Origin of the sequence: Plantactinospora sp. CA-294935, from assembly GCF_050936445.1 — a bacterium.
Taxonomy (GTDB): domain Bacteria; phylum Actinomycetota; class Actinomycetes; order Mycobacteriales; family Micromonosporaceae; genus Plantactinospora.
Genome location: NZ_JBNJMU010000001.1, coordinates 4,033,970 through 4,051,865, shown reverse-complemented (window position 1 = coordinate 4,051,865; position 17,896 = coordinate 4,033,970). Strand labels below are relative to the sequence as shown.

The window sequence follows — 17,896 nt, the reverse complement described above, 5'->3', positions numbered from 1 at the left end:
CGCCTCCCGTCTCCGGGTCGGGCTCATGCCACGCGGCCCCGCAGTTCCGCCGTGGCCACGGCGGGGAATCCACCGTGGCCACGGGATCCCCGGCTACAAACCGACACACTGGCCGGCGGCCATGCCGGTCACACTGTTCGGCTCCCGGTGGTTGTTCGGCGACGGGGTATTGCCGGCACAGGCCAACGGGCCACGGATGTCGTTGCCCGCCACGACGATCGGAAAGCCGCCGGTGGTGTTGCCGGAGAGCCGCACCGGGCCGGTGCGGCTGGCGACCACCGAGACGGCGCCCGTGCTGCCGGTCACCGTCACCGCTCCGGTGACCACCGTGTCGTACAAGGCGACCACGGTGGCGCCGTTGGCCGACACCTTGCCGGCTACGGTCGCACCGGTGGCGAGCAGGCCCGCGCCGGGACGTACCGTGACCGGGCCGCTGACCTTGGCGCCGGCGGCGAGGCAGGTCACCCCGTCGGAGACGGTCAGCTTTCCGGCGTGGCGGCCCCGCACCGTACGGTCGCAGGCCACCACGCGTAGCTCGCCGCTGGCCGCGCCGAATCGCATCTGGTGGCTGCCGGACTCGTCACGCGACACGGGCCACCGCACCGTCGTGTGGCCCCCTGGGCCCAGGGCCACCCGGGTGGTGGCGGCCTGGACGCCGTCGACCACCAGCGTCGCGGCGTACTCACCGGAACCGGTGCCGACGTTCGTCACCTCACCCACGACCCCAACCGGAGCGCCGGGGCTGGTCACGCCCGGGAGCACCCGCAGGTCGTGGGCGATGAACACCGGAGACTTGGCGCTGCCGTCGGCGTCGTAGGCGATCGTCACGTAGTCCGACGGCGCCACCGCCGGATCATCGCCGATGCCGAGGTCACTTCCCCCGGTGACGTACACCCGGGTGCTGTCCGGGCTCACCGTCACCGCGCTGGCGTTGTCGTCGTCGCTGGGCGGGCCGTCGTATCGGCCCACCCACCGTTCGGCGCCGGTCCCGCTCGCGTACCCGACGGTCGCGAAGTCGAACCCGGTCCCGTCGCCAGCGCTCTCGCCGGTCACGACCACCTGGGCGCCGTCCGGACTCGCCGCGATCGACAGGCCACGGTCGACGCCGCCGGCCGGGCCGGCGTACCGGGCGGCCCACACCGTGGCGCCGTCGCCGGCGCGGTACGCCACGGTGGCGTAGTCGGACTCGCTCACTCCGGTCACGTAGACGGCGGCGCCGTCGTCGCTCACGGTGACCGCCTTTGCCTGGTCGACGGCGTGGCTCGGCCCGTCGTGCAGCGCCGCCCACACCTGGGTACCGTCGGCGGTGTCGTACGCCACCGTCCCGTAGTCGGCGGTGCCGCTCACGCCCGTGGCGGCACCGGTGACGAACAGCCGGTCGCCATCGGGGGTGATCGCCAGCCCAGTGGGCTGGTCAAGGGCGGTGGCCGGACCGTCGTAGCGGGCTACCCACAGTTGCGCACCGGTGGTGTCGTCGTACGCCACGGTGGCGTAGTCCCAGCCGCTGCCCTTACTGGAACTCTGTCCGCCCTCGCCGGGACTCTGGCCGGTGACGTACACGGCACCGCCGGCCGGATTCGCGACCAGAGCGACGGCGGAGTCGAAGTCGCTGCTCGGGCCGTTGTAACGGGTGACCCACAACTGCGCACCGGTGGCCGCGTCGTACGCCACCGTGGCGTACTCGCTGTGGGTCTTCGTGTCGACGGCCTGGCTCTGCCCGGTGATGAAGACCCGGCTGCCGTCGGGGCTGACATCCACGGCCCGCGCGTTGTCGAAGTTGTCCGCCGGGCCGTTGTAGCGGGCGACCCACAACTGCGCACCGGTGGCCGCGTCGTACGCCACGGTGGCGTAGTCCGCCCCGCTGCTGCTGTTGCCGCGTCCGACGCTGAGGCCGGTGACGAACAGGCGGGAGCCGTCGGGGCTGACCGCCACGTCGTTGACGCTGTCCTGGCTGCTGGACGGGCCGTTGTAGCGGACCTCCCACAGCTGCCGGCCGGTGGTCGGCTCGTAGGCAACCGTCACGAAGTCAATGTTGGTGCCCTCGCCGGTGCTGCCGCCGGCGACGTACAGCCGGTTGCCGTCGGGGCTCGTCACGGTCGCGTCGGCGGTGTCCATGCCGGTCGCCACCGGGCCGGAGTAGCGGGCGTTCCACAGCCCGGAACACTCGGCGGCGCAGTCGAGCGGGAAGTCCACGGTCGCGGTCGCGTCGGCCACCGCGGTGACGGACCGCGGGGTGGGCTCGCGGAACACCTTCGGCCGAGCGACCACCTGGTGCCCGCCGATTGGCACGTCCTCGATCCTGTACCTGCCGGCGCCGTCCGTCACCGCGGAGCGCGGCCCGTCGACGAGGGTGACCGGTACGCCCGGCACCCCGTACCCGCTGGCCGAGTAGCTGACGGTGCCGGTGACCGTGCCCGTCGGCAGCCGGCTCAGCTCCCGGTCGACTGTGGTGACCCGCTCGGCGACAACCTCGACACCGGACGCGGTGCGCTCGGCGTAACCGAAGGTCGACAGGCGCAGTGCGTACTCACCGGGGCTGAGGTAGAGCCGGTACGCGCCGTCACCGCTGGTCGTGGCGCTCACCCCGGTGCCGGCCGCGTCGATGTCGACGTCGGGGAGCGGGGCGCCGCCGGCGCCGTCCGTCACCTGCCCGGCGATGCCGGACAGCGGCACGTCGACACTGGTCACGGTGGCACCGACCACCACGTCCGAAACCGTCGAGACGAGCCGGCCGGCCCAGAACAGCTCCAGCGTGTACGTCCCCGGCGGCAGCCGGAAGTCGAACCGGCCGTCGGCGATAGTACGCAGCGAGACATCTGCCCCGGCGACCTCGACCCGGACGTCGGCCACCGGCCGGCCGGTGGCGCCGTCGACGACCGTGCCGCCCACGCCGCTGCCCAGCGCGACCAGGCTGGTGGCCTGAAAGGCGTCGAGCCGACCCTGCCCGATCCGGTCGTTCGGCCGTTGCGCGCCTTGCGGGTCGTCGAAGTACGCGGTCGCCAGGAGCGCGTCGCCGATCTCGGCCGGACCCAGATCAGGGTTGGCGGAGATCATCAACGCTGCGGTGCCGGCGACGTGCGGCGAAGCCATCGACGTGCCGTTGTTGCGCCCATACGGGCTGCCGAAACTGGCCGGAACGCTGGACAGTACGTTGACGCCGGGCGCGGCCAGGTCCGGCACCACCCAGCGGGCCGGCCAACTGGCCGGCGGGTTGCTCCAGTCGGCGAGCGTCGCGGTGCCGCCGCCGGAGAACGCCGCGACGTCGTCGGCGACGTCGGTGGCGCCGACCGCGAGCGCCTCGTACACGTTGGCGGGGCTGCTGTGGCAGCCGGGGCCGCAGTTGCCGGCCGCCGCGACCGGCAGCACACCGGCGGCGTACATGTTGCGGACCGGTTCGACGAAGAGTTGGTTGAAGCCGCCGGACGCGGCGCCGAACGACATGTTCACCACGTCCGCGGGCCTGCCGGCCCGGTTGCCGTCGGCGTCGTACGGGTCGACCGCCCACTGCATTCCGGCGAGGATCTGTGGTGTGGTCCCGGATCCGCCGGGCAGCACCAGGCCGTGCATCAGCTGGGCGCCGGGCGCCACCCCGATGTGGACGCCACTGGCGTTGCCGCCGACCACGGTGCCGCTGACGTGCGTACCGTGGCTCTGGCTGTCGCGCGGCGTCCCGGAGATCGGGTTGCCGACCGCGTCCCACTCCATCCAGCCGCCCGGGTACGTCGGATCGGCCGGATCGTCGGTGGCCATCTTTCCGGCGAGGTCGGGATGCCGGAGGTTCACCCCGGTGTCCAGCACCGCAACCCGCACGCCGGTGCCGTCGATGCCGAGTTCGTCCCACACCCGGTGTGCGCCGATCTTGTCGATACCCCAGGTCCGGTCCTCGACGGTGTTGACCCCGACGTCCCCCGCCGAATCCGACTCGGGTGCCGGAGCCGGCTCGCGCTCGGGCTCTGGCTCCGGGACGTGCAGCGTCTCCACCTGGTAGACCCGGGACACAGACCGGTTGGCGGTCAGTGCGGTGACCGTCTCCTTTGGAGACCGCACCAGGATCAGGTTGGCCAACCAGTAGGTGTTGAGCACCTCGGAGCCCTGCTTGCGCACCTGCTCCAGGATCGGACGCTGGCTCTCCTCGGCGGTCTTCCTCAGCGCCGCAACCACCGCCGCCCGGCCCGTCCCGGTCTTCGTCAGGTCGGGCGTCGCTGCCACCTGGAGCAGGTACTCGACCTGCTCGCCGGCGGCCATCGCCGCCATCGTCGTCCGCAGGTGCGGATCGATGACATCCAACCGCGGCTGGTCGGCCGGGCTCGGCGCGGCCGCGCGCGCCACGTCGAGTGGACCAGCTCCGAACAGTGCCAAGACGGCAAGGCCGGCGGCCATCGCCGTCCGGTTACGCGGCTTCACGAGGCTCACACCATCCCGGGTTTGCGGTGTCGTCCGCCGCACCGGCAGCACGGGCGCTATGCTCCGCGACCACTGCGAGGGCGTCTCGACGAGACTCCTGATCTGTCGGCGAAGCGGCGAACGACAAAACCGGACTCGACGGTGTCCCTCGTGCCCGCTCAGCGCACCGAGTATCGCTGGAGGTCAGAAAGCTGTGGATCATCCAAGTGGCCGATGTTCGCCAGATCCGCCTCGTATCCGGCGGTGACCCTCACGACCATGCCAGCGATTGTCGAATTCGCCCTCATCCAGCGACAAGCCCAGATCCACGGCGGAACCCTCACGAAGGAAGATCAACCGGTTCGAGTCAAGAGGAAAATAGGACATTTGTGGGGCGGGCGGGACTCGAACCCGCGACCGAGGGATTATGAGTCCCCTGCTCTAACCTGCTGAGCTACCGCCCCCGAAACGGGCGCCGGGATAGTAACCCGGCACGACGTCAGCCGACCACCGACATGCGGCGCCCCACCAGTGAAGATCGAGTTGGCCATGCCCGGCCCACCGGATCGCTCGCCGGTTCGGCACCGCCCCGGCGGTTCCGGCACGGCGAGGATACCAACCGGCATCGACATCCCGCTGACGCCGAGCGGTCGGCCGGGTCCGGCACCCACGTGACCCGGGTCGGGGCGGAGGCATCCGCGCCGGAGTCGAACTCCGGTCGCGCCCGGGCGCGACCGAGGTCAACCGCCCAGGTACCGGTTGATCGCACCGGCCGCCCGCCACCCGCTGGCCAGCGCCCCCTGCACGGACGGGCTCCCCCGGTGGTCCCCGGCCACGAAGATCCCCTCCCCCAGCGCCACCGGCTTCCGGAGCCGCCCCTGCGGAGCTGGCGCGGCCGGCAGCGCCTCCGGCACCGAAACGGTGGTCAGATGCTCCCAGTCGTCGACCGGACGGCCGTAGAGCCGGGCCAGTTCGGCCCGGACCACCGGCTCCGGCGGTACCACCGGACCAGCCACCGAGGTCGCCACCAGGTGCTGCCCGGCCGGGGCGTACGTCGGCGCGGCGCGACTGACCACCACAGTGTTCGCCACCAGCTCCCGCCGGTCCCCGTCGAGCAGCAGGATCGGCTCGTCCAGCGGCGGCTCGGCGGTCGAGTGGTAGTAGGTGGTCAGGGTGTTCATGCGCACCCGGCCCAGCGGCGGCAGCAGGGCGGTCGCGGTGGCCGGGTCGGTGGCGACGAGTACGGCCCGGCAGCGGACCACTCCGGCCGAGGTGCGGACCAGCCCGGGCCGCAGCGACGTGGCGGAGACGCCGAGCGCGATCAGCGACTCCGGCAGCGGGGCGGCCACCGCCTCCGGCAGAGCCCCGATGCCGGCCGCCGGCAGTCCGATCCGGCCCCGAGCGAACGACCGGACGATCATCGCGAAGACGTGGCTGGACGTGGTCAGCTCCCGCTCGCCGAAGACCCCGGAAAGGAACGGCCGGAGGAGTTCCTCGACGATCCGGTCGGAGAGCCCGGCCCGGCGCAGCGCCGCTCCGGTGCTGGTTTCCGGTGCCGCCAGCAGCCGGTCCACCGGAAAACTCGCACACCGGGCCGCCAGCGCGGCCAGCCGGAGCCGGTCGCTGGCCCGCCCCACACTGCTGATCCGGCGTACGTCCGCCAGCCGCCCGCCGACGACCCGGTCGACGTCCTCACCCGTCGGGGCCTCCCCTGGCCGCCCGATTCCGGCAGAGCCGTTCCTGGACGCTCCGTGCCCGACGGGGGCCCTGCCGAACTGGCCCCCGAGCCCGACGGAGGCGCTCCCGGACCGGCCGCCGAGCCCGGCGGAGGCGTTCGCGAGCCGGCCGCCGAGCCCGACGGAGGCGTTCGCGAGCCGACCAACTCCGGCGGCGTCGGCGAGTCCGGTCAGCACGGTCCGGGCCGCGCCGAGCGGGTCCCGCAGCGGATGCACCATCCGGTGCAGGGTCTCGCCCCGGCGCACCAGTACGCCCTGGGTGAAGTAGCCGAGCCCCAGCGAGGTCAGGTCCACCAGGGCCGACAGCCGCGGATAGCCGGTGTTCACCACCTGGAAGCCGCGGTCGATCAGGTAGCCGTCCACCGCGTCGGTGCCGACCCGGCCACCGAGCCGCTCGGCGGACTCGACCAGCAGCCAGGGTGTGCCGGCGCGGTGCAGCCGGCGGGCGGCGGCCAGCCCGGCCAGCCCGGCACCGACGACCACCACGTCGGTCTGCGCCGGCAGTCCGGACCCGGCGCTCACTCCGCCTCCGGATGGTTGGGGATCCGGGACAGCCGGGACGGCCACCAGACCGCCGGCCCGATGTCATAGGTCAGCGCCGGCACCAGCAGCGAGCGTACGACGACGGTGTCCAGCAGGACGCCGAGCGCGACCGCCAACCCCAGCTCGATCAGGACCACCAGCGGCAGTACGGCCAGCGCCGAGAAGGTCGCCGCCAGCACGAACCCGGCCGAGGTGATCACCCCGCCGGTGACCACCAGCCCGCGCAGCACCCCGGACCGGGTGCCCCTGCGCACGGACTCCTCGCGTACCCGGCTCATCAGGAAGATGTTGTAGTCGATGCCGAGCGCCACCAGGAAGACGAACGCGAACAGCGGAAACGACGCGTCGATGCCAGGGAAGCCGAAGGCGTATTGGAAGAGGAACGCGCAGAGCCCGAGGGTGGCCAGGAACGACAGCACCACGGTCAGGATCAGCAGGATCGGCGCGAGCAGGGCCCGGAGCAGCAGGGCCAGGATCACCGCGATCACCCCGAGCACCACCGGGATGATCACGTTCCGGTCCCGGTTGGAGGCGTCGGTGGTGTCCACGCTGATCGCGGTGCGCCCGCCGACCACCGCATCCGCCTCCGGCACCGCGTGTACGGCGACGCGCAGCTCGCGTACCGTCTGCTCCGCCTCGGCGCTGTCGGCCGGCGCCATCAGGGTGGCCTGGAGCTGGACGCGGCCGTCCACCACCTTCGGCAGGCCAGCGGGCGCACCCGGGGCAGCGGGCGCACCCGGGGCAGCGTCCGAACCGGTCGCGTTGGGATCGGCCTCCGGGACGGTACGCACCTCGACCACCCCGGGCACGGAGCGGGCCGCCGCGGTCACCCGGTCGGCCGCGCCGGTCAGGGTGAAGATGGTGACGGGGCTGCCCAACCCGCCGGGATAGTGCCGGTCGATCACCTCCTGGGCGATCACCGAGTCGGTCCGGTTGGTGAACAGCTCGCTCTGGCTGAGCCGGGTGGGACCGAGCTGGGTCAGGCCGAAGCCGAGCGCGATCAGGGCCAGGGTGGTCAGTACCCAGACCAGCCGGGCCCGGCGGGCGATGAAGTGCGCGACCGGTTTCCACAGCCGGCCGACCGAGGCGGCGTGCTCGACGTACGGCGACCGGGGCCAGAACGCCCACCGCCCACCGAGCAGCAGTAGCGCGGGCAGGAAGGTCAGCATCACCACCAGGGTGGCGCCGATGCCGACCGCCGCGACCGGCCCGAGGGCCTGGTTGGAGCTGAGGCTGGAGAGCAGCAGGCAGAGCAGTCCGGCGATGACCGTACCGCCGGAGGCGAAGATGGCCGGGGCGGCGCCCCGCCAGGCGGCACGCATCGCCGCGACGGTGTCGTGGTGCCGGCACAGCTCCTCCCGGTAGCGGGCGATCAGCAGCAGGGCGTAGTCGGTGCCGGCCCCGAAGACCAGCACGGTGAGGATGCCCTGGGCCTGCCCGTTCAGCGTGATCACGTCGCTCCTGGCCAGGAAGTAGACCGCCAGGGCGGCGAGCGCGTACGACAGGCCGGCGGCCAGCAGCGGAATGATCCAGAGCACCGGGCTGCGGTAGACCACCAGCAGGATGACGAGTACCACGGCGAGGGTGACCAGCAGCAACGGCCCGTCGATCGACGAGAAGACCTCGGTCAGGTCGCCGAGCAGGCCGGCCGGGCCGCCGACCACCACGACCTCGCCGGCGTCGCCGTGCTCGGCGATCCGGCGCAGTTCGCTGACCACCTCGCGGGTCCGGTCGCCCTCGGCGTTGTCCACCGGCACGATCACCTGGAGCGCCTTGCCGTCGGCGCTGGGTATCGGCGGGGGCAGCGGCGAGACCACCCCCGGTACGGTGGCGAACCGGGCCGCGTCGGCGCTCACCCGCTGCCGGTCGGCGTCGGTGACACCACTGTCCCGGGCGTAGACGACCAGCGCCGGAATGGTCTGCCGCTCGACGAATCCGGCGGCGAGCCGCTCTCCCCGGGTGGCCTCGGCGTCCGCCGGCAGGAACGCCGCGTTGTCGTTGGTGGCGACCTCACTGAGCCTGCCCGGGTACGGCGTCGACAGCGCACCCACCGCCAGCCAGCCGACCGCGAGCAGGGCAGCGAGCAGCATGGCGGTACGGCGCCGCGATCCAGCCATCTCCCACCCATCCGTTCCGTGCAACGCCCGCACTGCCCGACCAGCACGCCGTCAGGCCACCGCAGCGCCCGGCCACCGCACTGCCCGACCAGCACGCCGCCAGGCCACCGCAGCGCCCGGCGTATCCCACTGCCAGCCCGGTCATCGCGCCGCCGGTGCGGGGCGCCGGACAGCACGACGAGCCACCGCCGCCGTGCGCTGACGGGTGCCGGAGGCCCGACGGGCCCCAGATATGACGATGCCCGCCGGCGGGGCCGACGGGCGGAATGTTGGGAAAGCTCCCCCGTTTGGACTCGAACCAAAAACCTGCCGGTTAACAGCCGGCTGCTCTGCCAATTGAGCTACGGGGGATCGCGTGTCCGGCACTGGATCTCTCCGGCGCCGTGCGACGGGACAAGAGTACAGGACGGGTGGGGGTACGGGGCTACCGGGTTATCGCCGGAGGCGGTCCGGAACGGATATCTGGATAAAACGGCACGGGGGCCACAACCAGGCATGACATCGGTGGAGGATGGGTACGGACCTGGGGACAGACGACGCAGGCGCGACACGGTCGCCCACCGGGGATACCGAGGGCGCTGACCGCGTCAGAACACGGAGAGGAGCCGTCATGCGCGGAAAGCTGTGGTTCGTCGGCGGGCTGGCTGTGGGCTTCGTCCTGGGCGCCCGCGCGGGCCGGGAGAGGTACGAAGAGCTGGTTCTCAAGGGCCGCAAGGTCCTCGACCACCCGACGGTGCAGGAGGCGGCCGGGGTGGCTCAGGCCCAGGCTTCCCGGCTGTACACGGAGGGCAAGGACCGACTCAGCCACACCCGGCTGGCCGAGAAGCTCGCCGTGGGCAACGGCAGCTCGTCCGAGTCGGGCACCGGCGACAGCGGTCGCGCGGACGCGGCCGTCGGATCGGGTACGGCGTCCGGATCGGGTACGACGAAGTCCTCGGCGACCGCCCCCGCCTCCCGGGCGGCGTCGGGAGCGAACGGCACCAGTTTCTGAGCAGGGCACGAGCTGTTTCGAGCAGGTAGTCAACCGCGTGCACGGTGCGGGGCCGACCCGGGATCGGGCCGGCCCCGCGCCGTTCGCCGCGCCCTGACCGGTCGGCTACCCGCCGATCGGTCCCGGGCCACCAGCGTCGTGGCGCCTCACTCCTTGCTGCTGAACGCGGCGTCGAAGGCCGCGCTCGGGGCGTCGAAGGCGAGCCGGCGGACGAACTGCAACGCCTCGGGCGCACCGACCAGCCGGTCCATCCCGGCGTCCTCCCACTCGATCGAGATCGGACCGTCGTAGCCGATCGCGTTCAGCGCCCGGAACGAGTCCTCCCACGGCACGTCGCCGTGCCCGGTGGAGACGAAGTCCCAGCCCCGACGCAGGTCTGCCCAGGGCAGGTGGGACGCGAGCCGGCCCCGCCGCCCGTCCCCGGTACGCACCTTCGCGTCCTTGCAGTCGACGTGGTAGATCCGGTCGGCGAAGTCGAAGATGAAGTTCACCGGGTCGAGTTCCTGCCAGACGAAGTGCGACGGGTCCCAGTTCAGCCCGAACGCCGGCCGGTGCCCGATCGCCTCCAGGGTCCGCCGGGTGGTCCAGTAGTCGTACGCGATCTCGCTCGGGTGCACCTCGTGGGCGAAGCGCACGCCCACCTCGTCGAAGACGTCGAGGATCGGGTTCCACCGGTCGGCGAAGTCCTGGTAACCCCGTTCGATCATCGACGGCGGGACCGGCGGGAACATCGCCAGGGTGTGCCAGATCGACGAGCCGGTGAACCCGACGACGGTCTTGACACCGAGCTTCGCCGCCGCCCGGGCGGTGTCCTTGATCTCCTCGGCGGCCCGCTGCCGGACCCCCTCCGGCTCCCCGTCGCCCCAGATCCGGGCCGGCAGGATGTCCTGGTGGCGCTCGTCGATCGGGTGGTCGCAGACCGCCTGCCCGACCAGGTGGTTGGAGATCGTCCAGACCTTGAGGTTGTACTTGGCCAGCGTCTCCCGCAAGCGGGCGACGTACGAGTCGTCGGCGAGCGCCTTGTCGACCTCGAAGTGATCACCCCAACAGGCGATCTCCAGCCCGTCGTAGCCCCACTCCGAGGCGAGCCGGCACACCTCCTCGAACGGTAGGTCGGCCCACTGGCCGGTGAAGAGCGTGATGGGTCGCGCCATGGTCTTTCTCCCTGTTGATCACACGCGGGATTCGCGACTGCGCCGGGAACGGCGCCGGTGGATCGGGGCGAGGGTGACCGTCCAGGACGGTGGCGGGAACTCCCCCGGCGGTGTGGTCGGCACGTGCGGAACCGCACCTGGGCCGGGCGGGTTGCGCCTCCCGCCCGGTCACCGGCCAGCGCCGGGGATCGCCACGACCACTCTAGGCCGTGTCGCCCGGACCAAGGAAGCCCCGACCCGGCAACCGGGGCCACCTGGCCGGGCGGCGCCGAGCGGACAGCGCGGCCAGGCCGGGCGGACAGCAGCCAGGCCGGAATCCGGCGGGCGGACAGAGCCCCGTCCTCCCGGACCGGAGGAGTCCGGGAGGACGGGGCGAGACGGCGGGCAGCGGGGTCGCGCTGGGCGGGTGGTGGGGATGCGCGCCGCCCGCTGCCCGCTCATCAAGAGCCGCCCGGAGAACCCCTGGCTTCAACCAGGGGAGGGAAGGGCGGCCAGGCGTGGTGGTTATCGGCATGTCGTGGACTTCTCTGCGGAGGCGAAACTGTCGTATACGGCTGGAATGCTTCCGGATATGGACGAGACGGTGCGGTACACCTACCGGTTGCGCCCGGGCGCGACTGCGGAGGCCGCATTGCTGGCCGAGTGGGGGCGGTGTCGCTGGCTGTGGAACGAGGCTGCCCACCAGTACAAAACCGGGCGTAGGCCGACCTTCGGCAAGCTGTCGAAGCTGCTGACCGAGGCGCGGGCCGGCTCGTCGTGGTTGCGGGACGGGTCTCAGGTCGCGCAGCAGCAGACGTTGCGTACCTACGCTCGCGCCCTTCAACACTCCTTCAAGGTGAAGGGACGGGGCCGGCCGAGACCAAAGCGGCGCAAGGACGCCCTGCCGAGCCTTGAATACACCACCCGTGGGTTCTCGATCCGCGACCGCCGGCTGCGGCTGCCCGGCGCCGTCAGCGTTCCGGTCGTCTGGTCCCGCGAACTGCCGTCCGATCCGACCAGCGTCCGGGTCTACCAGGACACGCTCGGGCACTGGTACGCCTCCTTCGTCGTCCGCCGCGAGATCACACCCGCGCCCGATGTCGAGGGGGCGATCGGGGTCGACTGGGGTGTCACCACGACCGCGACGACCACCGACCCCGCCTACGACCTGCCACACCTCGGCCACCGCAAACGCTGCGCCGCCGAACTCGCCAAACTCCAACGCCGAATGGCCCGCCGACGACGCACGAAGGGCGCCCCGCCGTCGAACGGCTACCTGCGCGCCAAACGCCAAGCGGCGAAACTGGCGAAAAAGGCGGCCCGGCAGAACACCCACGACGCCCGCGTCTGGGCGAAGAAAATCGTCGACAACCACACCCTGATCGCCGCCGAGGACTTCCAACCAACATTCCTCACCAAATCCCGGATGGCCCGTAAGGCCGCCGACGCCGCGATCGGCACGGCGAAACGGGAACTGATCGACCGTGGCCGGCGGGCGGGCCGGAAGGTGGTGCTGGTACCGCCCGCCTACACCACCATGACCTGCTCGCAGTGCGGTACGAGAGCCAAGCACCGCCTCGGGCTGGGTGTCAGAGTCTTCCGGTGCCACACCTGCGGGTATACCGCGTGTCGCGACCGGAACGCCGCGAGGACGATCCTCGCCACGGCAGAACGTGACCGTGCTGGCGCCGACGACGTAAGACATGCGACCACCTCCCTCCGCGACGGTGCTCTCGTGCGGTCCGAGCCAGAAATCTCCGGGCTGCCAACCCCGGGGAAGCGTTAACTCAGGGCAACGTCCACTTCTGGTTGGCGGCACCGGCGATGCAGTCCCACAGGTGTACGTCCTGGCCGTCGGCCGAGCTGTTGTTCGACACGTCCAGGCACTTGCCCGAGCCGGGGTTACGCAGCGTGCCGTCGGCCTGGGTGGTCCAGTTCTGTGCCCCGGTGGAGTTGCAGGTCCAGAGCTGGATCTTGGTGCCGTTCGCCGTACCCGAGCCGGAGATGTCGAGGCACTTGCCCAGGGCCCGCAGGGTCTGCCCGTTCCTCGTCCAGGTCTGCCGGGCCGAGCCGGCGACGCAGGAGTTGATCTGCGCCTGCGTACCGTCGGCGGTGCTGCCACCGTCGATCTCCAGGCACTTGCCGGCCAGCCCGACGACCGGCCCGGTCCCGGTGCCGCCGGTGGTCGACCTGACCAGGGTGAACTCGTCGACGTCGTACAGCCCGGTGCCGGAGCCGGCGACGGTGAGGTAGAGGTTCTGGGTGCCGGTGGGCACCCCGGACAGCGCGGTGCTCACCTCGGCGTAGCTCTCCCAGCCGCCGGTGTTGGAGATCGTCGCGGTGCCGTGCACCGGGCCGGTCTGCGAACCGGTCCGGACCTGGAGGGTTCCGCCGGCACCGCCGGAGACGACCCGGGCCCGCAGCGAGGTGACACCGGTCAGGTTCTGCCCGTTGTACGCCGCCCAGTCACCCGGGTCCAGGTACCCGATCGTCGACCCGCCGTTGGCGCCGGCCTTGCCGACCACCTGCACCCCGCTCTGCGCGCTGAACGCCTCGGCCTGGACCGTGGTGTTGGTGCCAGGGTCCGGATCCGGGCCGGGGCCGCCGCCGAGTTCCTTGATCCGGATGTTCCGGAACGAGACGTCGTCGCCGGTGCCGTGGTTCTGGATGCCGATGTGCCCGGCCAGCGACCGCACCGGGTTGGTGTTGGTGAAGTCGTTGATCAGCACACCGTTGAGGTAGATCCGCAGCCGCTCCCCCTCGACCAGCAGCTCGTAGCTGTTCCACTCGCCCGGTGGGTTGAGCGCGGCGTCCCGGGCCGCGATGTCCGCGGACTTGAAGGTGTAGACCGCGCCGGTGGTCCGGTCGGCCGCGTCGGTGGCGTCGATCTGGATCTCGTAGCCGTTGTCCACCGCCGACCACGGGTCGGACGACGGCGGGAAGCCGATGAAGATCCCGGAGTTGTCGTCGCCGGCCATCCGCCAGTCCAGTTTCAGCGAGTACGAGGTGAACTGCTTGGCGCTGTACCAGTACAGCCCCATGCCGCCGACCGAGGTCAGCGTGGCGTCGGAGTTGGTGAAGCTGCCCGGTCCGGCCTGGGACCAGCCGGTGGTGGAGCCGTTGTAGAGGGTGGTGTAGCCGGACTCCGGCCGGCAGTCGGCCTTGGTCCGGCCGGCGGCGTACCGGATGCCGCCGAGCAGGTGCGCCCGGAACGCCGGCTCGGCGTACGACGCCTGGGTGTGCCCGCCGCCGGTGTAGAAGGAGCGGCCGCCCTCGTACGTCTTGCACCAGGCGTGCGGGTGGTCCGCCCCCATCCCGCCGCCGGAGTACGACGACTCGTCCAGGGTCGCCAGCACCCGCGCGGTGGACCGGGCGTTGGTGCGGTAGTTGTACCACTCGTCGGTGCGGGTCCAGGTCTGCGGCAGGTGCGCCGTTGCCGCGTGCCCCCGGTCCACCGCCTTCACGTTGGCCTGCTGGATCGCCGGGTGCGAGGCGAAGTACGCCCCGACCAGGTTGCCGTAGAACGGCCAGTCGTACTCGGTGTCGGCCGCGGCGTGCACCCCGACGTACCCCTTGCCGCTGCGGATGTACGACTCGAAGGCGCTCTGCTGGCTGGCGTTCAGGGCGTCGCCGGTGGTGTTCAGGAAGACCACCACCTCGTACTGGGCGAGGTTGGCGGTGCTGAACTGGGCGGCGTCCTCGGTGGCGGTCACGGTGAAGCTGTTCGCCGCGCCGAGTTCCCGGATCGCCTGGGTGCCGGCGGCGATCGAGTCGTGCCGGAACCCGGCGGTCTTGGAGAAGACCAGCACGTCGTAGGGGGCGTCGGCGGCGCTGGCCGGGCCGGCCGGCACGGTGGTGCAGGCCAGCACCGCGAGCGTGGTGGTGGCGATGGCGAGGCTGGGACGGATCGTCTTCCGGTTTCTGCCGCGGAACAGTCGCATCGTTCTGCCGCGGAGCAGTCGCGTCTTTCTGCTGCGGAACAGTCGCATCGTCGCTCTCCTTCGAGGGCGGTGGGGAGGGGCGCCCGCCGTGCGGGGCGGGCGCCCGTCCGGCTACGTCAGGGCAGGGTCCACTTCTGGTTGGCGGCGCCGGCTATGCAGTCCCAGAGGTGCACGTTCTGCCCGTCTGCGGAGCTGTTGTTGGAGACGTCCAGGCACTTGCCCGAGCCGGGGTTGCGCAGCGAGCCGTCGGCCTGCGGGGTCCAGTTCTGGGCGGCGGTGGCGTTGCAGGTCCAGAGCTGGATCTTGGTGCCGTTCGCGGTACCGGCGCCGGAAATATCCAGACACTTGCCCAGGGTACGCAGCGTCTGGCCGTTCCTCGTCCAGGTCTGGTGCGCCGATCCGGTGCAGGTCCAGATCTGCGCCTGGCTGCCGTCGGCGGTGCCGCCGGCCTCGATCTCCAGGCACTTCCCGGCCAGCCCGACGATCGGGCCGGTGCCGCCGCCCCCACCGGAGCTGCCGGTGTCGATGGTGAAGGCGTCCAGGTCGTAGAGGGCACCGGTGCCGGAACCGGCGAAGGTCACGTAGAGCGTGGTGGTGCCGGCCGGCGGGTTGCCGATCGTGCCGGTGACGGTGGTGAAGGTGTCCCAGCCGCCGGTGACCGGCACGGTGGCGCTGCCCAGTACGGTGCCGGTGGCCGAACCGGCCCGGAGCTGGATGCTGCCGCCGGCACCGGCCGACGAGACCCGGGCGCTGAACGAGGTGGCGCCCACGAGCCGGTACGGCTGGAAGGCGATCCAGTCCCCGTTGTTGATGTCGCCGACGGTCTGGCCGCCCTCGGCCGCGGCCTTGGCGAACTTGTTCACCCCGGACGAGCTGTTGTAGTGCTCGGCCTGCCGGTGCTTCGGCACCAGCACGTGCTGGGTGTGCGTGGTCAGCCCGCCCCGGTCGGTGTACTCGGCGTCGAAGATCGGGAAGATGTTCGCCGCGTCGTCGTGCTCACCGTCGACCGGGATGGTGATGGTGCCGGAGCAACCGGTGGCCGAGGTGATCAGGTGACCGTGGCTGTCGTGCCCGAGCACGTAGTTCATCTTGGCCCGGGAGCAGTCGATGGTGCCGTCCTCCGGGTCGGTGATGCTGATCGAGAAGGGCACCGTGTCACCGAAGGCGACGAGTTGCCCGCTGGCCGGGGCGGTGATGGTCACCGTCGGCGCGGTGTTGCCGACCCCGATGGTGACGCTGGCGGTGCCGGTGGCGCCGGCCGGATCGCGTACGGTCAGCGTCGCCGTGTACGTGCCGTTCGCGGTGTAGGTCTTCGTCGGGTTCGCCGCCGTCGACGTGCTGCCGTCGCCGAACGCCCAGGAGTAGCTCAGCGCTCCGCCGTCGGGGTCGGAGGAGCCGGCCGAGGAGAAGTTGACGGTCAGCGGTGCGATCCCGGAGGTCGGGTTGGCGCTGGCCACCGCGATCGGGGCCCGGTTGCCGCCGCCGACGTAGTCGAACCGGTAGAGCGCCGAGTTGGCGTCCCCGTTGAAGTAGCCGGTGCCGTAGTCGAGCACGTAGTACGAGCCGTCCGGCCCGAACGCCGAGTCCATCACCTGCTTGCCGACCCAGGGAAAGGTGTCGATGGTGCCGGGCGAGCCGTCGGCGTTGACGTGGATCGGCTTGATCCAGCCCCGGCCGAACTCGGTGGCGAAGAACTGGCCGTCGAAGGAGGCCGGGAACTTCGTGGTCGACGGGTTCGACGCGCTGTAGCGGTAGACCGGGCCGCCCATCGGCGACTCCGAGCCGCCGCCGAACTCCGGCGGGGTGCCGGCGTCACCGGCGTACCGGATCCAGGCCGGACGGGCGGCCGGCAGGGTGCCCTGGCCGGTGTTCCGGAACGAGTTGTTGGTCGGGCCGCCGGTGCAGTTGTACTTCGCCCCGCCCGGCCCGTCCGGGAAGGTCCACTCGTTGTACGTCTCGGTGCTGGTGTTCGTCCCGGTGCAGTACGGCCAGCCGTAGTTGCCGGGCGAGGTGATCCGGTTGAACTCGACCTGCCCGCTCGGGCCCCGGCTGGCGTTGGTGGAGCCGGCGTCCGGGCCGTAGTCGCCGACGTAGACGTGCCCGGTGGCCTTGTCCACGCTCATCCGGAACGGGTTGCGGAAGCCCATCGCGTAGATCTCGGGCCGGGTGTTCGCGGTGCCCGGCGCAAAGAGGTTCCCGCTCGGGATCGAGTACGTCCCGTTGGCGTTCACCTTGATCCGCAGGATCTTGCCCCGCAGGTCGTTGGTGTTGCCGGCCGAGCGCTGCGCGTCGTACGCCGGGTAACGGTTGGTCCGCTCGTCGATCGGCGCGTAGCCGGCCGACTCGAACGGGTTGGTGTCGTCCCCCGTGGAGAGATAGAGGTTGCCGGCGGCGTCGAAGTCGATGTCGCCGCCGACGTGGCAGCACATCCCCCGGTCCGCCGGTACGTCCAGCACCGTCACCTGGCTGGACATGTTAAGGGTGAAGTCGGCGTTCAGGGTGAACCGGGAGAGCCGGTTGACCCCGGCGAACGGCGCGAACTGCGCGGCCGTGCCGGTGGCCGGCGCGTCACCGGCCGGGGTGGACAGCGGCGGGGCGTAGTAGAGGTAGATCTGCCGGTTGGTGGCGAAGCCGGGGTCTACGCCGACGCCCTGCAATCCCTCCTCGTCATGGGTGTAGACCGGCAGCGTGCCGAGTACCGCCGTGTTGCCGGCCGCGTCGGTGCGGCGCAGCGTGCCGTTGCGGGCGGTGTGCAGCACCGAGCGGTCCGGCAGCACCGCGATGGTCATCGGCTCGCCCACCTCGGCGACGCCGCGGGCCAGGGTCACCTGCTGGAAGTCGGCGGCGTTGATCGGGTGCGCCACGGCGGGGGCGGCCGGGGCGAGTACCGCCGGGAGGGTGGTCGCGGCCAGCAGCAGCGCCGCGCCGGACGCCCACCGCCGCCGTCTCGAAGCGGCTCGACCGGCCCGGAGGGGTCGGCTGGGCGGATGTGGATGGTCGGTGGAAGACATGGTCGTGCACTCCCGTCCTGAACAGTTGCGTACAGGCAGGG

General features: G+C 71.6%; 8 protein-coding genes and 2 tRNA genes. 2 read left to right on the top strand and 8 right to left on the bottom strand.

From position 1 onward, the window contains the following. Positions 1-93: 93 nt before the first annotated feature. From ACQEVC_RS18135 to ACQEVC_RS18115, 5 genes are all read right to left on the bottom strand, one after another. Positions 94-4,404, bottom strand: a complete 4,311-nt coding sequence (locus ACQEVC_RS18135; protein ID WP_432878833.1) for a S8 family serine peptidase — start codon at positions 4,402-4,404, stop codon at positions 94-96. Positions 4,405-4,773: 369 nt separating this feature from the next. After that, positions 4,774-4,847: transfer RNA gene (locus ACQEVC_RS18130), tRNA-Ile, on the bottom strand. Positions 4,848-5,123: 276 nt separating this feature from the next. Further along, positions 5,124-6,623 (bottom strand): FAD-dependent oxidoreductase, encoded by a 1,500-nt coding sequence (locus tag ACQEVC_RS18125; RefSeq protein ID WP_432891502.1) that lies wholly within the window; start codon positions 6,621-6,623, stop codon positions 5,124-5,126. Between the two features lie 14 nt (positions 6,624-6,637). Further along, complete coding sequence (locus tag ACQEVC_RS18120) at positions 6,638-8,779, bottom strand: MMPL family transporter (protein WP_432878830.1); 2,142 nt, start codon at positions 8,777-8,779, stop codon at positions 6,638-6,640. 278 nt (positions 8,780-9,057) lie between these two features. Further along, positions 9,058-9,130 (bottom strand) — tRNA-Asn (locus tag ACQEVC_RS18115). A gap of 259 nt (positions 9,131-9,389) precedes the next feature. On the opposite strand from ACQEVC_RS18115, the gene ACQEVC_RS18110 reads away from it, so the two are divergent. Continuing rightward, positions 9,390-9,770 carry a hypothetical protein gene (locus tag ACQEVC_RS18110; protein WP_432878827.1) on the top strand — a complete coding sequence of 127 codons (381 nt, stop codon included), beginning with the start codon at positions 9,390-9,392 and terminating at the stop codon, positions 9,768-9,770. Positions 9,771-9,916: 146 nt separating this feature from the next. Here ACQEVC_RS18110 and ACQEVC_RS18105 read toward each other — a convergent pair whose 3' ends face one another. Next, positions 9,917-10,924: a sugar phosphate isomerase/epimerase family protein gene (locus ACQEVC_RS18105; RefSeq protein ID WP_432878824.1), complete on the bottom strand. Its 1,008-nt coding sequence runs from the start codon at positions 10,922-10,924 to the stop codon at positions 9,917-9,919. A gap of 571 nt (positions 10,925-11,495) precedes the next feature. Between ACQEVC_RS18105 and ACQEVC_RS18100 the strand changes: the two genes are divergently transcribed. Then, a complete protein-coding gene (locus ACQEVC_RS18100) occupies positions 11,496-12,689 on the top strand; it encodes an RNA-guided endonuclease InsQ/TnpB family protein (RefSeq protein ID WP_432878822.1) in 1,194 nt (397 codons plus the stop codon). 1 nt (position 12,690) lies between these two features. Here ACQEVC_RS18100 and ACQEVC_RS18095 read toward each other — a convergent pair whose 3' ends face one another. Both ACQEVC_RS18095 and ACQEVC_RS18090 read right to left on the bottom strand, forming a co-directional pair. Next, on the bottom strand, positions 12,691-14,844 hold the full coding sequence (locus ACQEVC_RS18095) for a ThuA domain-containing protein (RefSeq protein ID WP_432891499.1): 2,154 nt from the start codon (positions 14,842-14,844) through the stop codon (positions 12,691-12,693). 116 nt (positions 14,845-14,960) lie between these two features. Further along, positions 14,961-17,855: a PQQ-dependent sugar dehydrogenase gene (locus tag ACQEVC_RS18090; RefSeq protein WP_432878819.1), complete on the bottom strand. Its 2,895-nt coding sequence runs from the start codon at positions 17,853-17,855 to the stop codon at positions 14,961-14,963. Positions 17,856-17,896: the final 41 nt, after the last annotated feature.

Excerpts from the sequence above, each read along its gene's own strand:
- ACQEVC_RS18095 (WP_432891499.1), bottom strand. The coding sequence starts at position 14,844 with ATGCGACTGTTCCGCGGCAGAAACCGGAAGACGATCCGTCCCAGCCTC.
- ACQEVC_RS18090 (WP_432878819.1), bottom strand. The coding sequence starts at position 17,855 with ATGTCTTCCACCGACCATCCACATCCGCCCAGCCGACCCCTCCGGGCC.
- ACQEVC_RS18105 (WP_432878824.1), bottom strand. The coding sequence starts at position 10,924 with ATGGCGCGACCCATCACGCTCTTCACCGGCCAGTGGGCCGACCTACCG.
- ACQEVC_RS18100 (WP_432878822.1), top strand. The coding sequence starts at position 11,496 with ATGGACGAGACGGTGCGGTACACCTACCGGTTGCGCCCGGGCGCGACT.
- ACQEVC_RS18110 (WP_432878827.1), top strand. The coding sequence starts at position 9,390 with ATGCGCGGAAAGCTGTGGTTCGTCGGCGGGCTGGCTGTGGGCTTCGTC.
- ACQEVC_RS18120 (WP_432878830.1), bottom strand. The coding sequence starts at position 8,779 with ATGGCTGGATCGCGGCGCCGTACCGCCATGCTGCTCGCTGCCCTGCTC.